Raw genomic sequence first — 15,103 nt, 5'->3', positions numbered from 1 at the left:
AAGTTATAATATATATAAAAAATGCGCGGAGGAAAAACGATGAATCAAGCTAATGTCGAGTTAAATCGTCCACTTTCTCGAAAAAGACGGCTAAAGAAGTGGAGTCTTTTAGCCCTCATTTCCATTCTTGTTCTTTATTTTTTATTAAACTTTGGTCCAGTAGAAAAAAGACCCAATCATCCTTTCTTTACTTCTGACCGTCCACTAGTCATCGCCCATCAAGGCGGGGAATTATTAGCTCCCTCTAATACCATGATGGCTTTTCAGCAAGCTGTAGACTTAGGTGTTGATGTTCTAGAAACAGATATTCACATTACGAAAGATGGGAAATTAGTGACCATTCATGACCCAAGTGTGGACCGTACCACAAATGGTAAAGGTTTAGTCTCGGAGATGTCCCTTGCGGAAATTCAAAACCTTGATGCCGGTTATCATTTTAAGGATTTAAATGGTCAATTTTCCTATCGTGGTAAAGGTGCATACATCCCTGAAGTAGAGGAGCTTTTTCAAGCTTTTCCTAATATGAAAATGGTTATCGAAATTAAGGATGATAATCCCCCTGAACGAATTCATGAAATGGCCGAAAAGCTTTGGAATTTAATTTATGAATATCATAAAGAGGACCAAGTCATCGTCGCTTCCTTTGACCAAAAAATTGTCGATCAATTTAACAAGATTTCCAATGGAAAAGTAGCCATAGCAGCAGGTGAATCGGAAATCCGGAAATTTATCATTCTAAAGAAATTCTTTTTAGCCAATTTATATCAACCAAAGGCAGATGCTTTTCAAATTCCTACTGAAGCCAGTATATTTAATCTTTCAACCCCTAGTGTCATAAAGGAAGCAAAACGAAGAAACGTAAATGTCCAATATTGGACCATCGATGATAAAGTGACAATGAGAACCTTATTAGAAAATGGTGCAAATGGAATTATGACAAATCGCCCTGATTTGCTGCTAGAAGTGTTGAAGGAATTAGGTTATTAAGACTGCATATTTCGCGGAAATGAGTAAACCCTACTAACATACATTGCAGAATTAGTCAGGAGTTTTGTTCATGTTCGAGCTGTCTTGGATGACCTATTTAATGCTAATCTTAGCTAGCTATCGATTAACTCATCTTATTGTTTTTGACAAGATTACCGAGTTCTTGCGTAAACCTTTTATGGAAAAAAAAGAAATTCAATCGGCAAACGGTACGGAAATCAAGGATGTTCCTAAAAATATGTTCGGCTATTTGTTAAATTGCTATTGGTGTGCCGGTGTTTGGAGTGCCATCCTTATTGGAGGCGGGTATCTGCTTATACCGAAGATTACATCCGTTGTCGTCCTCATTTTATCCATAGCTGGTGGACAATGTATTATAGAAACATTTGTTGGTGTGAATATTAAAAAGGTTAGTTATTATACGAAAAAATCAAAAGAGGTCTAACCCTTAGGGATGACCTCTTTTTCTTAAGCTGTTTTCTTATAGATTGTGGTTTTTGTAAAAATCCCTAAAGCCGGATTTTTACAGGCTCTCTTCATATGTGCTCAGCTCTTTTCTTAATTATCATAAGAGTTTACACCCTATATGGTGAAATGCCTATTTAATAGTTATAAAAAGCAACAAAGTTTCAGAAAAGAGCCTTTCTTATTTTCCCCCTCTTACAATCCTTGCAAAATCCTCCATGGTCGTTGAGTATTTAACGTATGTTCTTGGCAAAACAAAAAGATCGTCTGCCACTCCTCTTTCAACATATGGCCCTGGTGTCGTTGTTAATCCAAAAAGGTAATATTTTTTCGTCTCATTGACTACTTGTTTATTAAAATTCCCAAAAGGGTAGGATAACGCAATGACTGCTTTACCCGTGATGTTCTCGATCTTAATCTTTGAGGTATTCAGTTCATAATCGGCATTTTGGATTTTGGTTAAATCCGGGTGAGTTGCCGTATGTGATTGAATCGAAAAGAACCCTGAATCTGACATCTTTTTTAAGTCCTCATTCGTTAATCGATTAGGTTGACCGATAAAATTGGATATCACAAACATCGTTGCAACTGGTTGAAACTGGTCATCCTTCAATTTTTGGAACACAACAAACGCATTCTGATTATTTTTATAACCATCATCTAAGGTAATAAAGATTGGTTTTTTCACCTTGCTTATATCTTTCCAGCGTTCAAATGTCAGTAAGGTAAAACCATTCTTTTTTAAAAATTGCATTTGTTTTTCAAAATTCTCTGGTGTTACATACAACTCCTTTGAACCATGTCCTTTAAACTCATCGATGGAATGATAAACTAAAATCGGTACGACTTGTCTACCATATGCTTGAGTAGGAAGCCCCCACCATAACATCATCATGAATAATAAAATCGTTTTACGCATCCATCTTTACCCTTCATTTCCTTAGATTTTATTATTATTGTGACGAAATGGACCCAATTCTATTATTTTTCAAACAAAAATCCTTTTTACATATTTACCATGTTAATAAGCAAAAAAAATCCCTCCTTGCATATCTTTTAGAAAGGAGGGGTTTTTATGTCTATGTGGTGGATTACAACAATTGGGTTTATCATTTGTTTAGGTTTTTTTGGCGGAATATTTGTGTATGCATTAAGAAATGCTTTACCTACGGAAGATTCAACTCGAATTGATCCTTTGCCGGAAGACACTGATTTAACTCAATGAAAGTTTGATGCTTTCCTTCGCACTTGCTACTAATCGTTCATCACCCAAATCATGACCGTAAAGGGCAAGCAGAACCGAAACATACAAAGCGAAGAATCTTGCTCCAACCTTCGTTGCATCCGACACTTCTCCATATATTTGGAAAAATTTCTCCCTGCCACTTGGCGGTAAAAAACTGTAAACAATAGATATATCAATCGCAGGATGGCCAATATGAGTATCACCCCAGTCAATAATCCCGGAAATGACTCCATGGTCATCAACTAAAATATTTCGAATATGACAATCCCCATGGACAAGAGTTAACCGTGTATCTAGCTCAACTTCTTCTAAAGAATCTATCCATTCAAGGGCCGTTTGAGCGTCATCGATTAGTTGATGCTCAACGGCTTTTTTCACATTCTCAATTAATCTACTTTTTCGTTTGCCTATATTGGTTCGTTCTAACCGGTCAGGCGGAACCCCAACTTCCTTTGCTTTTCCAACAGGAAACTGATGCAATTTTTTCAAAAATCCCCCCAATAATTCAGCAGACTTTTCACGCACATCATTCGTCATTTCACCTGGCGATTCCCCATTTACGATTCGATAACCTGTAAACGGCCATTTATAGGTACTGCTTGCTTTGCCAAAGAAGATGGGTTCTGGTATATCAATAGGTAAATCTTGAACTAATAGCGGAAGCAATTTACTTTCAGTCATTAAAAGTTCAATGGCGATTTCTTTTCTAGGGAAACGAAATACATACTTTTCATTTACTTTAAAAACGGTATTGTCAAACCCCTTACCCAATTCTTTTACCGTGACAGGTTTTAACTGAGGGAATTGCTCTTCTAATAACCTTTTAGCTTCATTAACTGTTACTGCGACTTCAGGAGACCAAGCTTCGGACATGTAACCGTCGCACCTCCTCCCATTTAATGATGTAAAGCTTGTTCGATTGCTTGATTAAATTGTCCGATAATATCTTCAACATGCTCAATACCAACAGAGATTCGAACCACTTCTTTTGTAATGCCTAGGCTTTCCGCTGCTTCTTTTGGTAATGCGCGATGTGAAGTAATTAAAGGATGTGACACACTTGTTTCTACACCAGCAAGAGTTGGAGCAATTTTGATCCACCCAAGCGAGCGGAAAAATTCTTCTACATCAACTTTATTTTTTTCTAGTTCTATTGTGACCATGGCACCATAGCCATCATCCTTTACATCAAAAGGATAATAAACTTTGCGAATATATGGATTTTCAAGAAAAGCCTTAGCAAGCTGCAGCGCATTTCGTGATTGCTTTTCCATGCGAAGGGCAAGCGTTTTTAATCCCCTTGTTGTCAGCCATGCCTCAAAAGGACTGACATTGGCACCGAGATTGACTACTTTAGCTTTGGCTTTTTCAATCAGTTCTGTTTTACCAACTAATACTCCGGCTGTAATATCACTATGTCCACCAATATATTTAGTGGCACTATGAGCAACTAAATCTATTCCTAATGTAAATGGTTTAAGATGATAAGGCGTAGCAAAGGTATTATCCACTAACGTATATAAGTTATTTTTTTGGGCTATCTCCACTACGACTTCTAAATCTTCCACTCTTAATAACGGATTTGTAATTGATTCTGTATACAATAGTTTTGTATTTGATTGAATGGACTTTTCGATTAAGTCTGGGTTAGAAAAGGAAACAAAAGTTGTTTCGATCCCTAAATCATGCAATTCTGCTTTAAGCATATGAAAACTACCACCATATAAATCATCGGCAGCGACAATATGATCTCCACTTTTGACCACGGCTAGCACGCCAGCGAGTATAGCGGCTAATCCTGAAGAAGCAGCAACGCCATCAGGGGCCCCTTCTAAACGTGCCACGGCTTCTGCTAATTCGTCAGTGTTTGGATTGGCTGTTCTGGAATAAAGGTATTGGCCATTTCCATGATAGTAGCCTTCTAATTCTTCTAAATCTTGAAAAACAAAGGCAGAGGTTTGATAGATAGGAGTTACTTTACTTTTAATATTGCGTGTTTTTTTCTTTTCACTATGCAGAATTTCTGTCTCAAAATGTTTTCCCATCCTAAACACCTTCTTTTTATAATAAAGAACCTCTTCCCCAAAAGAAGAGGTTCTAGCATAATTATCTCAATTTTTCTTAACTTCCGTCAATGAACTTGTTAGTCCCTAAGCATTAAAACTAACAGTTTGCCTCGATAATTGCGACGCACCTTTATACCAATACTAGTATTAGATAGGAATACTAATTTATTTTTACCCTTTCGCACATGAAATTAATCATTTATTGCAAAAATAATCATGTAAACATAGACATAGGAGGAAATATAATGCAAATGAAGGATTTGCCTCAATTCCCTGAATCATATTGGCGTGAAATAGATTTCCCTACTTTCCCTACACTAGATAAGGACTTGCATGTTGATGTAGCCATTGTTGGTAGCGGTATCACCGGAATAACCGCTGCTCATTTATTGAGCAAGCAAAATGTAAAAGTGGCATTAATAGAAGCAGGAAAAATTTTAACAGGAACCACTGGACATACTACAGCGAAAATCACCTCACAACATGGACTAATATATGATGAGCTGATAAACCATTTTGGTTTAGAAAAAGCAAAGCAGTACTATGACGCAAGCAACCAAGCCCTTCAGTTTATAAAGGACACGGTTTCACAATCCCAAATGGATTGTGACTTTTTGGAGCAGGATGCCTATATCTACGCGGTAACAGAAGAATATGCTCAAAAAATCCAAAAAGAAAGCGAGGCTTATGAGAAGCTTAAAATACCTGGAGGCCAAGTGGATAGTATCCCATTTGATATCCAAATCAAAGCTGGTTTAGGTATGTCGAAGCAGGCACAGTTTCATCCGACAAAATATTTAACTCATTTAGTTAACAATCTTCCAAAAGATACAGCACAGCTTTTTGAACATACTACAGCCGTAGATATAGAGAATGCTGATGGGGATAAGCCAGTAGTTGTTACTCAATCTGGTAAAAGAATTACGTGTAATTTTGTTATTGTGGCTTCCCATTATCCTTTTTACGACGGATTAGGTTTTTATTTTACAAGAATGTATCAGGAACGATCTTATATTCTAGGTGTAAAAACAGAAACTGCTTATCCTGGAGGAATGTACATAAGTGCCGATAGTCCAACACGTTCGATCAGATTCACGCCCTACAACGGCGAAAATCTCATTTTAATTGGTGGTGAAAACCATAAGACCGGTCAGGGAATTGATACTTTTCAGCATCATGAGGCACTAAAACAATTTGCTGAAAGTCTATTCCCGATTAGTGATATTCCTTACCGATGGTCCGCACAAGATTTAATTACACTTGATAAAGTACCTTATATTGGGCCAATTACCCAAGGAAAGCAACGTGTGTTGGTGGCAACGGGTTATCGTAAGTGGGGGATGACCAACGGAACAACTGCCGCTATGGTATTAAGTGATTTTGTACTTGGAAAACAGAATGGCTTCTTAGAGCTATATACTCCTTCAAGATTTGAAGCCGATCCAAGCCTTAAAAAATTCACCTCTATCAACGCTGATGTGGCAAAACATCTAATAAAAGGTAAGCTTGAATTTGTACCAAAAATCCCTCAAGACTTAGGTAATGAAGAGGGAGCAGTCGTCATGGTTCACGGTAAAAGAGCAGGCGGCTATCGGGATGAAAAAGGTGAACTTCATTTAGTGGATACCACATGTACCCATCTAGGCTGTGAATGCGAATGGAACCATGCGGAAAGAACTTGGGATTGCCCATGTCATGGATCTCGATTCTCATATAAGGGAGAAGTCATGAATGGTCCAGCATTAAAACCGCTAAAAGTGATTAATGAAGATTAATTTCAATGTCGAAAAATCTTATAGAATCACCATTTCCTAGGAAATTTTGTCGAGATGAGGAAATTTTAATTACAAAAAAGGCTGCTCTAGAATGAGCAGCCTTCTTATTTATTACTCTTTTCCATTTGGACGTCGAGTTTGTTTGTCATCCATTCCAGTGGTAAATTCCACTAGTTCAGAGCTGGTACGGCCCTTTTTTGCATTTTTATTACGTTGAGCATTGGCATTACCAAACTTTTGTCTACCCATGAAGAATCATCTCCTTTTGCCGTTTTCATAGGTAGTATGCTTGAATCAGTTTGGAGTTATACCTCTTATAACTTTGGTGCTTTTCTTGCATTTGTTCCTTTTTCGTAACTATAAGCTAGTGCTAATAATTGCGGTTCACTGTAAGCAGTGCCAGTAAAAGTAATTCCAACAGGCTCACCTGATGCTGTATAACCAGCTGGTACAGTTATGGAAGGATAACCTGCTTTGGCTGGAATGCCCGCTCCAAAATTATTCGGGAAAACAATCGCATCTAATTGGTTTTCTTTTAGGACATGATCAATCCCTTGCTCTGTTGAATAAAACTGGTCCTCTTCCAATGCTTTTATATAAGCTTCTTCCGTTAATTTCCCACTCGTTTCCTCTGCTTCGAGTAAAACAGCTTGACCATATTTCAACATTTTTTCTTCATTTTTTAAATTATAATTAATCACGTCCTTTAATGAACGGATTGGGTAATTAGAATCCAAACCTTGTAAATAGGAATTTAAGTCAGACTTGAATTCGTATGTTAAAACATCATAACTCCACTTTCTCTTAACAGAAGGAATGGCCACATTCTCAACTACTTCTGCTCCTAGTTCTGTCAGCTTCTTTACAGCCTCATCCATTACTTCACGCTTTTCATCAGTTAAATAATCAAAAAAGACTTCTCGGGCTATACCTATTCTTTTCCCTTTTAACCCTTCCGGATTCAAATAAGAGGTGAAATCGGCCTTATTTAACTGTGTATTTGTCAAAGTGACTGGGTCTCTTTCATCAGTCCCCGTTAATACATTTAACAGAAATGCTGCATCCTTTACTGTACGTGCCATCGGTCCTGCCGTATCTTGTGTATGTGCAATCGGGATAATGCCTCGACGACTAATTAAACCAACTGTCGGCTTGATTCCAACTAAAGAGTTTTGGCTTGCAGGACTTAAAATGGAACCAGATGTTTCCGTTCCAACTGCAACTGCAGCTAAGTTAGCTGCAACAGATGCACCAGATCCGGCACTTGATCCACCAACATCAAATACTCCAGGTCCATATGGATTAAGGGTTTGTCCACCCCTTGAGCTATAACCGCTTGGCATATTTTCAGCCATAAAGTTTGCCCATTCCGTCATATTTGTTTTTCCAAGGATGACCGCACCCGCACTACGCAATTGGGAAGCAACAAAAGAATCTTCCAATGCATACGAATTTTCTAATGCCAATGACCCTGCACTTGTATGCATTTTATCATTTGTATCAATATTATCTTTTATAAGCACAGGGATACCATGAAGCGGACCTCTTGCCCCTTTGTCTTTTCGTTCCGCATCGAGTGCTGCTGCAATATGTAATACTTCAGGATTTACTTCTAACACAGATTTTAGCTTGGGTCCATTCTGATCATACTTAGCAATACGGCTTAAATACATAAGGACTAATTCTTTTGATGTAAGCTCGCCACTTTCCATCTTTTCTTGCATTTGTTCTATTGTAGCTTCTGGAAGCCATTCTTCAGAGAGTTGATTTAATTTTGGATTCTCCATTCTTCCTACCCCTTCTTTATTTCGAGTTTCTAAATATATTCGAGAGGAAACTCAAAATTCCTTTTTTACCATAATTAATTTTTCGAAAAATATTTTCGTTCCATCTATTCATTTTCTGACTAACAAAAAAAATAATTCTTTATTCCTATTAGAATCTTTGATTAATTGTCAAGTGTGAAATTTATTGTATTTTTCAAAAAATATATTAAATAGTTTGTCACTATCAGTATATAATAAAAACAATAGCCTACTGGAGGTGAATAATAATGGAATTAAAGCCATTTCATTATGATGGAAGTGTTCAAAATACATCAGAAAATAACGAAGCAGTACTTCAAGATTCCTTTGTGATGACAGATGAAATGAGAAAAAGCATCGGAAGAAATCCCTATTCTCTAGATACAAACGAATAATACAATCGACCTAAAGGATTTGTTAACAAAAAGACAAATCCTTTTTTCTTTTTAATAGCTAGAACCTTTCTTTTGACTTAATAGAAATGATTCTATATATTTATCTTGAATTAAAAATACTTTAATTCAATGGTTTTAATAATTTTTCTGTTTAGAATCAAACTATAATGTCCTTTATATTTTAAAAAAAGAAAGGTGATACAAATGGCACAAGTTCTATATATTACTGCACATCCTCATGATGAAACTCAATCCTATAGTATGGCAGTTGCAAAGGCTTTTATTGATACGTATAAAGAAAAAAATCCAAATGATGAAGTGGTTCATCTCGACCTATATTCTGAAAACATTCCACAAATTGATGTGGATGTATTTAGTGGCTGGGGAAAGCTTCGTTCAGGTCAAAGCTTTGACCAGCTATCTGAAGATGAGAAAACAAAGGTTGGAAGACTTAATGAACTAAGCGATCAGTTCATCGCTGCAGATAAATACGTTTTCGTGACACCTTTATGGAACTTCTCATTCCCTCCAGTAATGAAAGCTTACCTTGATTCTGTTGCAGTAGCAGGAAAGACTTTTAAATATACAGCTGAAGGGCCAATCGGCTTACTAACCGGCAAAAAAGCTCTTCATATCCAAGCTCGTGGTGGAATTTATTCCGAAGGTCCTGCAGCTGAAATGGAAATGGGACATCGTTATATAAGTATTATGATGAGCTTCTTTGGAATTCCTTCTACAGAAGGACTATTTGTTGAAGGGCATAATGCATTCCCTGAAAAAGCACAAGAAATTAAAGAAAATGCTATCGCTCGTGCAAAGGATTTGGCACATACATTCTAGAAAAGCGAAAGTGTCCGTTTACTATCTTGCCCTATAAAAAATAACACGGGAATGAGTCCCGTGTTATTTTTTTGCTCTTGGTTTTGGTTGTGTGGGCTTTGATTTAAATTTTTGATTTGTCGCTTTCTTTCCTTTAAAAGATTCTTTCGCTTTCGGTCTAGCTGCTTCTCTTTCCAATGGGTCCACAATTTTACCACTAAAGAATACCTTTTTATGAATATCAATTTTCAATTCCTGACTATACTGCTTCAGTTCTCGCTCTTCTCGTTCATTAACTAGAGAGATCACTACCCCATCTGCTCCAAAGCGTCCTGTTCTGCCAGAACGATGAATATATTGAGTCATATCCTTGGCAAAATCAACATGGACTACATGAGTCACATCTTGGATGTCTAATCCTCTCGCTGCTACATCAGAAGCAATTAACAGCTTTATTTTCCCTGTGCGAAGATTCTTTAGTGCTGTTTTTCGTTCATCCTTCTTTAAATCACTATGAAGCACACCAACTGGTATTTCTTTAAACTCTAATTTCCCAGCTGTGTAAGTGATTTCACTAATATCATTGATAAACGCAAGCCCACGAACACCTTCTAAACGACCGATTTTTTCTAATAACATTGGCTTTTCACGGTTTTCACATACAAAGTAGATGTGTTCAACATTTCCGGCTTTAATCGTCTCATCCTTTTTCACTTGAATCATTTCTGGATTTTGGGTTAGGTCCTTCGCGATTTGGATGGCTCGGTCTGTTAAGGTTGCGGAAAAAAGGACAACCTGGCGTTGGTCGCTTAAGGTTGATTTTACAATTTGCTTAATGGTATCAATATGTTCTGGAACAAGAAGCTGATCTCCTTCATCCAATACAACCGTCTTTACTTCATGCATTTTTAACTTTTTTTGTTTAATGAGTTCGAGCATTCTTCCCGGTGTTCCAACGATTAGTTGCGGACGCTTCTTTATTTTTTCAAGCTGTCTTGCCACATTGGCTCCCCCGATAAAGGATGCCGATCTAATCCCACTGCCTTCAGACCACTTTTGCACCTGTTCTAAAATTTGCATAACCAACTCTTGGGAAGAAGCTAAGATTACTGCCTGAATCCCTTGGTTTTCCGATTCAATTTTATCTAAAACAGGAAGTAAATAAGCCAATGTTTTACCTGTTCCAGTAGGTGATTCGGCAATCACATCTTTTCCTTCTTTAATAAGTGGAATTGCCTGCGATTGAATGGTCGTCGGGGTTTCAAATGCTGATTTTTCCCAAACCTTATGAATAAAAGGCTTTAATGAAAATAAATTGTCAGACATGGGTATCTCCTTTATATATGCATTTTATATTAGTATTTACCGAAAATAGAAAAAACTAGTATCGGTTATGATACTAGCTTATCGGTGCATGAATGTCTAGTTGCGTTTTTAGACAATCCTATTATAGTGTTCTTAATACTGCCCTAACAGGACTGCCGTCCGCTTCTTCCAATGGTAATGGTAAAGCGATTAATTCATACAATCCTGGCTCTACTTTTTCCAAGTCAATTCCTTCTAAAATATGAATACCATTTTCATGGAGATGATGATGTGCTGCCAACTCTTTACTGTCTAACGGGTCAACGGATGGTAAATCGACACCAATTAAACGAACTCCTTGTTCACCTAGGAATGAAGCAAGATCTGGGCGAAGATAGGGTATCGTCTCTGGAAATACATTCGAATTTACCCATGCATTCGTACGTATAAGTACTCTCTCTACACCTTGTAAATCAATAGATTCAAAGTCACTTGTTCCAATACTATCTTTGTTTTTCATATCAACAACAAGGGCTTTTCCCATGTATAAATTTAAATCTAGATCATAAATTCGTTTTCCTTCGTCATCAAAATGAAATGGTGCATCTACATGAGTCCCCGTATGGATACTCATTTCAAGTCTACCCACATTTACAGAACCACTGCCCGCCTTTGTCCAAGCTAAACGAAATGAAAAGGGCGTATCACCTGGCCAGGTCGGAACATTCTGACCAAGTTTTCTCGAAATATCAATAAGCTTCATTTCTTATCTCTACCTTTCTAGGCAATAACTTCGCGTTTATTTTCAAATTTCTCATAAAGTTTTTCTTGCATGATTTTCTTTAAAATTTGAACGGCCATCCATACATCCACATAGGTGGTGTAGAAAGCTACTGGAGCTAAACGAATAATATTGGGATTTCGATAATCTGGGATTACCCCGTTTTCCTTAAGAGATTTACAGATTCGTGCAGCTTCTGGATGTTCGAGCGCAACATGGCCACCACGGCGGTTATCATCTGTTGGATTTCCGATTTGAAAGCCGTATTCGCTTAGTTCTAATTCAATAAGCTCCATTAAATAATGAGTAATTTTTAGTGATTTTTCTCGGATAGCTTGAATAGAAGCATCAGCAAACATTTCTAATGATCCGATTAGAGGTGCCGTGCTTAATACATGCGGGGTTCCAATTTGATACGCACCGGCGTTATCTGCTGGGACAAAGGTATGTTCCATATCAAATTGCTTTTCTTTATTAGAACCAAACCAGCCTGCTAGTCCAGGAATTTTACCAAAATGCTTTTCATTTACATACATTGCCCCAACCCCTCCAGGGCCGCTGTTTAAATACTTATAAGTACACCAATAGGCAAAATCAACATCCCATTGGTGGAAATGATGCGGAATGGCTCCTACTGAATGACAACCGTCAAATCCAATAAGAATGCCTCTCTTATGCGCTTCGGACGTTAGTTTTTCAATATCTAATAATTGACCGCTGCGATAAAGAACAGTTGGAAGGATGACTAAAGCCACTTCGTCTGTCATCGCGTCGATGATATCCTGCTCTTCGATCATGCGCCCATCTCGACTTTTCACTTGAATGAGATGGTCCTTAGGATCGAGACCTTTAAGTTTTAATTGGCTTTGTAATGCATAGATATCGGATGGGAAATTTAATTCATCAGCAAGAATCTTTGTACGTTTACCCTCCGGCTTGTAAAAGGTTGCTACTAATTGATGAAGATTGGTTGTTGTACTAGCCGTAATCATGACTTCATTTGCTTTTGCTCCTACTAAAGGAGCACACATTTCTCCAAGCTTTTCAGATAAAGTGAACCAAGAATATTGGCCATCCATCCACCCATCAATTCCAAGCTCTTTCCATGAATTAGCCAATACTGTTAATGTGGTTTCTGCACGCTTACTCATTAAACCAAGTGAATTTCCGTCCAGGTACAAACTGTTTTTAGGTAAATAGAATTCTTCTTTATAAGAATGAAATGGATCTTGTTGGTCCAAGTGTTCAGCATATGCTATAGAATTTGGCTTCAATTTTCTTGCCTCCCTTAATAAACAACTTCCTTATTGTTTATATTCTTTTTAACCGTGAATATTACCTTCTTAAAAATGTAAAAACCCACTTTGTCTTTTAACGCATTAACGTGCCGGGGGTCTGACCCCCGGCGCGTTAATGCGTTAAAGTAGATTGTTTTGATATTACAATTATTTTTAGTGGAATGAATTCCAGAAGGCCCCACTTTTATTTAGAATGGTTTCTATTTCTGCAAAAGGAATTTTAAAGGTTGGGAATCCAGCGGCATATGGAGCAATTTCATATGGTTGAAAATAGAGGTATACATTTGTTTGATCTACATAGAATGGTTGTTTCTCAGAAATTCCTTTATAGCTTCCTGGGAATACATAAGAGTATTGCGGGTCATTCTTTATTTGTTCGCCCACTATTTTGCTAAGTACTCCTACGTAGTCGCTATCCTTCTTAAACAAGTCTTTTAATTTGTAAAAGACACCACTTTCTAAATCTACATGCGCATAAATTTTACTAGGCATTCCATGGGCAGCCCCAAATGGATACTTGTAACCATTCAATTCTAAAACTACGAGGCGGTTTTTATAAAAAAATATGTTGAAATCCCCTGTATAACTATAGTCCAATGGGTTATTAGGTTCTATCGCCCCTACACCCGAAAGCTTTTCTAACTTTTTGTTTACCTTATTTTGTAATCCTTCAAAACGCATCCCCTGAATTTCAGGATAATACACTAAGTAGTCCTTATTTGGTTTGTATTTTTTCTCAATAACTCGATAAGATTGACTCAATGAAATGATTTGATTTTGCGACCATACCAGTAAACCTTTTAAATCATAGTAACGCAGCCGCAAGTCAATCATTCCTTTTATCAATTCCCCTTCAAACGATAATTCTCCGCTGCCTTTCACAACAGGGTACTGTTTTGCTACCTTTCCGCTTTTATTAATGAAATACGTACTAGTTAAATCAGTCACGGATGCAAACCCATTCCGATAAGGGTGAACATCCGTAAATTTAAACTCTGTTAAGAAGTTTCCATTAATATCCGCAATCGCATAGATAGAGCCAATAAATGGCCTTTTTTCATCGATCGCTTTTCCAACTGCGATACGCTCTTCCCCTAGCATTAAAATATTATTATATTTGGGCTCAATCACAAAACTCCCTAAACGATTAATGAGCCCATATTGAAAACGAAAGTCCTCTCCCATATTGACAACTGCCCTTCTACTTTGGAACGGCTGTGCCCCCGTATAGGAAGGTTCGATCATTACTTTTCCTTCTTCATTTATATATCCAAATTTACTATCGCTTTTCTCCTGGAAAGACATAAGACCTTCGCTAAATTCACCCACAAGAGCATATGGAAAGCTTTGAATAATCTTTCCATTTTGGTTGATTAATTGAAATGTCCCATCCGAAAGCTTTACGACAGCCTTACCTTCATTAAAATCAGTGGCATATTCATACTGTAATGGAATGACTTCTTTTCCCTGCCTGTTTAAGTAGCCATATAAATAGGCACCTTCTTCGTTTGTACCAGCAAACATTGCTCTATTGTTTTTAAAATTGGCTATAAAGCTATAAGATTTATTTGTTAATTCTTTTCCCCGTGCATTCATGATCTTAAATCCTTTATCGTTTTGAACTACTGCTCTACCTTCTGAGAATGGATTTATATAATTGTACCTTGGAGTAACAATAAATTGACCATATTGATTGATTAATCCGTATTTACCATTTAACTTTACTGCAGCCAAACCGTTCGATTGAAAATCCTGTACATCTTCATATCTTACTGGTGAAACGAATTTACCCTTATGATTAATATAGCCCCACTTTTTTTCGCCTACTTCCCTTACAGAAGCTGGATATAAATCTATTCCTTTTACTCGGTCGGTATGATTTGTTGCTCGGGTCGTCCATACAGGGTACCAATTGGAATAATCATGTTTGAAGATGGTTAAATATCCTTCTGTTTCATACCGAAAGGATACAACCATTTCCTCCTGTCCATCTCCATCCATATCTTCCATATAAACACTTGGACGTTGTCGCCAATCATCCCATAAAATCTGTGCTCCTAGTGGTAAACACCTCTGTAAATCCTGATAAAACTGATTCATCCGTTCATAACCCCCAACACAACTCATTTATACCTATCATATGGTCACACACTTAAAATGG

Annotated in this window: 15 protein-coding genes; 6 read left to right on the top strand and 9 right to left on the bottom strand. The window is 37.3% G+C overall.

The annotated features are described in order from the left end of the window. Nucleotides 1–39 precede the first annotated feature (39 nt). Nucleotides 40–987: a glycerophosphodiester phosphodiesterase gene (locus ACSBPO_RS01325; protein ID WP_442598016.1), complete on the top strand. Its 948-nt coding sequence runs from the start codon at nucleotides 40–42 to the stop codon at nucleotides 985–987. A 70-nt stretch (nucleotides 988–1,057) separates the two neighbouring features. After that, the gene (locus ACSBPO_RS01320; RefSeq protein ID WP_442598014.1) at nucleotides 1,058–1,432 is read left to right on the top strand and encodes a DUF1360 domain-containing protein; all 375 of its coding nucleotides are present in this window, start codon (nucleotides 1,058–1,060) and stop codon (nucleotides 1,430–1,432) included. Between the two features lie 201 nt (nucleotides 1,433–1,633). On the opposite strand, the gene ACSBPO_RS01315 is transcribed toward ACSBPO_RS01320, so the two are convergent. Then, the gene (locus tag ACSBPO_RS01315; protein WP_442598012.1) at nucleotides 1,634–2,371 is read right to left on the bottom strand and encodes a polysaccharide deacetylase family protein; all 738 of its coding nucleotides are present in this window, start codon (nucleotides 2,369–2,371) and stop codon (nucleotides 1,634–1,636) included. 156 nt (nucleotides 2,372–2,527) lie between these two features. On the opposite strand from ACSBPO_RS01315, the gene ACSBPO_RS01310 reads away from it, so the two are divergent. Further along, nucleotides 2,528–2,677 carry a hypothetical protein gene (locus tag ACSBPO_RS01310; protein WP_442598010.1) on the top strand — a complete coding sequence of 50 codons (150 nt, stop codon included), beginning with the start codon at nucleotides 2,528–2,530 and terminating at the stop codon, nucleotides 2,675–2,677. Here the strand turns inward: ACSBPO_RS01310 and ACSBPO_RS01305 are convergent. Continuing rightward, nucleotides 2,666–3,571 (bottom strand): phosphotransferase, encoded by a 906-nt coding sequence (locus ACSBPO_RS01305; protein WP_442598008.1) that lies wholly within the window; start codon nucleotides 3,569–3,571, stop codon nucleotides 2,666–2,668. The genes ACSBPO_RS01310 and ACSBPO_RS01305 overlap by 12 nt on opposite strands. A 23-nt stretch (nucleotides 3,572–3,594) precedes the next feature. Beyond that, entirely contained in the window at nucleotides 3,595–4,743 is a 1,149-nt protein-coding gene (locus ACSBPO_RS01300) for a trans-sulfuration enzyme family protein (protein ID WP_442598006.1), read from the bottom strand. Between the two features lie 272 nt (nucleotides 4,744–5,015). Here ACSBPO_RS01300 and ACSBPO_RS01295 point away from each other — a divergent pair, with 272 nt between their 5' ends. Beyond that, complete coding sequence (locus ACSBPO_RS01295; RefSeq protein WP_442600284.1) at nucleotides 5,016–6,539, top strand: FAD-dependent oxidoreductase; 1,524 nt, start codon at nucleotides 5,016–5,018, stop codon at nucleotides 6,537–6,539. A 111-nt stretch (nucleotides 6,540–6,650) separates the two neighbouring features. Here the strand turns inward: ACSBPO_RS01295 and ACSBPO_RS01290 are convergent, their stop codons facing one another. Together ACSBPO_RS01290 and ACSBPO_RS01285 are read right to left on the bottom strand one after the other, a co-directional pair. Then, nucleotides 6,651–6,788, bottom strand: a complete 138-nt coding sequence (locus tag ACSBPO_RS01290; RefSeq protein WP_442598004.1) for a hypothetical protein — start codon at nucleotides 6,786–6,788, stop codon at nucleotides 6,651–6,653. Nucleotides 6,789–6,853: 65 nt separating this feature from the next. After that, entirely contained in the window at nucleotides 6,854–8,326 is a 1,473-nt protein-coding gene (locus ACSBPO_RS01285) for an amidase (protein ID WP_442598002.1), read from the bottom strand. A gap of 266 nt (nucleotides 8,327–8,592) precedes the next feature. On the opposite strand from ACSBPO_RS01285, the gene ACSBPO_RS01280 reads away from it, so the two are divergent. After that, nucleotides 8,593–8,739: a hypothetical protein gene (locus ACSBPO_RS01280; protein WP_442598000.1), complete on the top strand. Its 147-nt coding sequence runs from the start codon at nucleotides 8,593–8,595 to the stop codon at nucleotides 8,737–8,739. Nucleotides 8,740–8,943: 204 nt separating this feature from the next. Beyond that, complete coding sequence (locus ACSBPO_RS01275; protein ID WP_442597998.1) at nucleotides 8,944–9,579, top strand: FMN-dependent NADH-azoreductase; 636 nt, start codon at nucleotides 8,944–8,946, stop codon at nucleotides 9,577–9,579. 63 nt (nucleotides 9,580–9,642) lie between these two features. Here ACSBPO_RS01275 and ACSBPO_RS01270 read toward each other — a convergent pair whose 3' ends face one another. The 4 genes from ACSBPO_RS01270 to ACSBPO_RS01255 all read right to left on the bottom strand — a co-directional run bounded on the left by ACSBPO_RS01270 (nucleotide 9,643) and on the right by ACSBPO_RS01255 (nucleotide 15,042). Beyond that, nucleotides 9,643–10,884 (bottom strand): DEAD/DEAH box helicase, encoded by a 1,242-nt coding sequence (locus ACSBPO_RS01270; protein WP_442597996.1) that lies wholly within the window; start codon nucleotides 10,882–10,884, stop codon nucleotides 9,643–9,645. Nucleotides 10,885–11,005: 121 nt separating this feature from the next. Beyond that, the gene (gene kynB, locus ACSBPO_RS01265; RefSeq protein ID WP_442597994.1) at nucleotides 11,006–11,626 is read right to left on the bottom strand and encodes an arylformamidase; all 621 of its coding nucleotides are present in this window, start codon (nucleotides 11,624–11,626) and stop codon (nucleotides 11,006–11,008) included. A 17-nt stretch (nucleotides 11,627–11,643) separates the two neighbouring features. Continuing rightward, nucleotides 11,644–12,918, bottom strand: coding sequence for a kynureninase (gene kynU / locus ACSBPO_RS01260; RefSeq protein WP_442597992.1), 1,275 nt, complete (start codon nucleotides 12,916–12,918; stop codon nucleotides 11,644–11,646). A 177-nt stretch (nucleotides 12,919–13,095) separates the two neighbouring features. After that, entirely contained in the window at nucleotides 13,096–15,042 is a 1,947-nt protein-coding gene (locus ACSBPO_RS01255) for a WG repeat-containing protein (RefSeq protein WP_442597990.1), read from the bottom strand. Nucleotides 15,043–15,103 lie beyond the last annotated feature (61 nt).

Origin of the sequence: Neobacillus sp. D3-1R, from assembly GCF_052180215.1 — a bacterium.
Classification (GTDB): domain Bacteria; phylum Bacillota; class Bacilli; order Bacillales; family Cytobacillaceae; genus Pseudoneobacillus.
The sequence above is the reverse complement of the archived record's forward strand: the minus strand, read 5'-3'. Positions and strand labels throughout refer to the sequence as shown.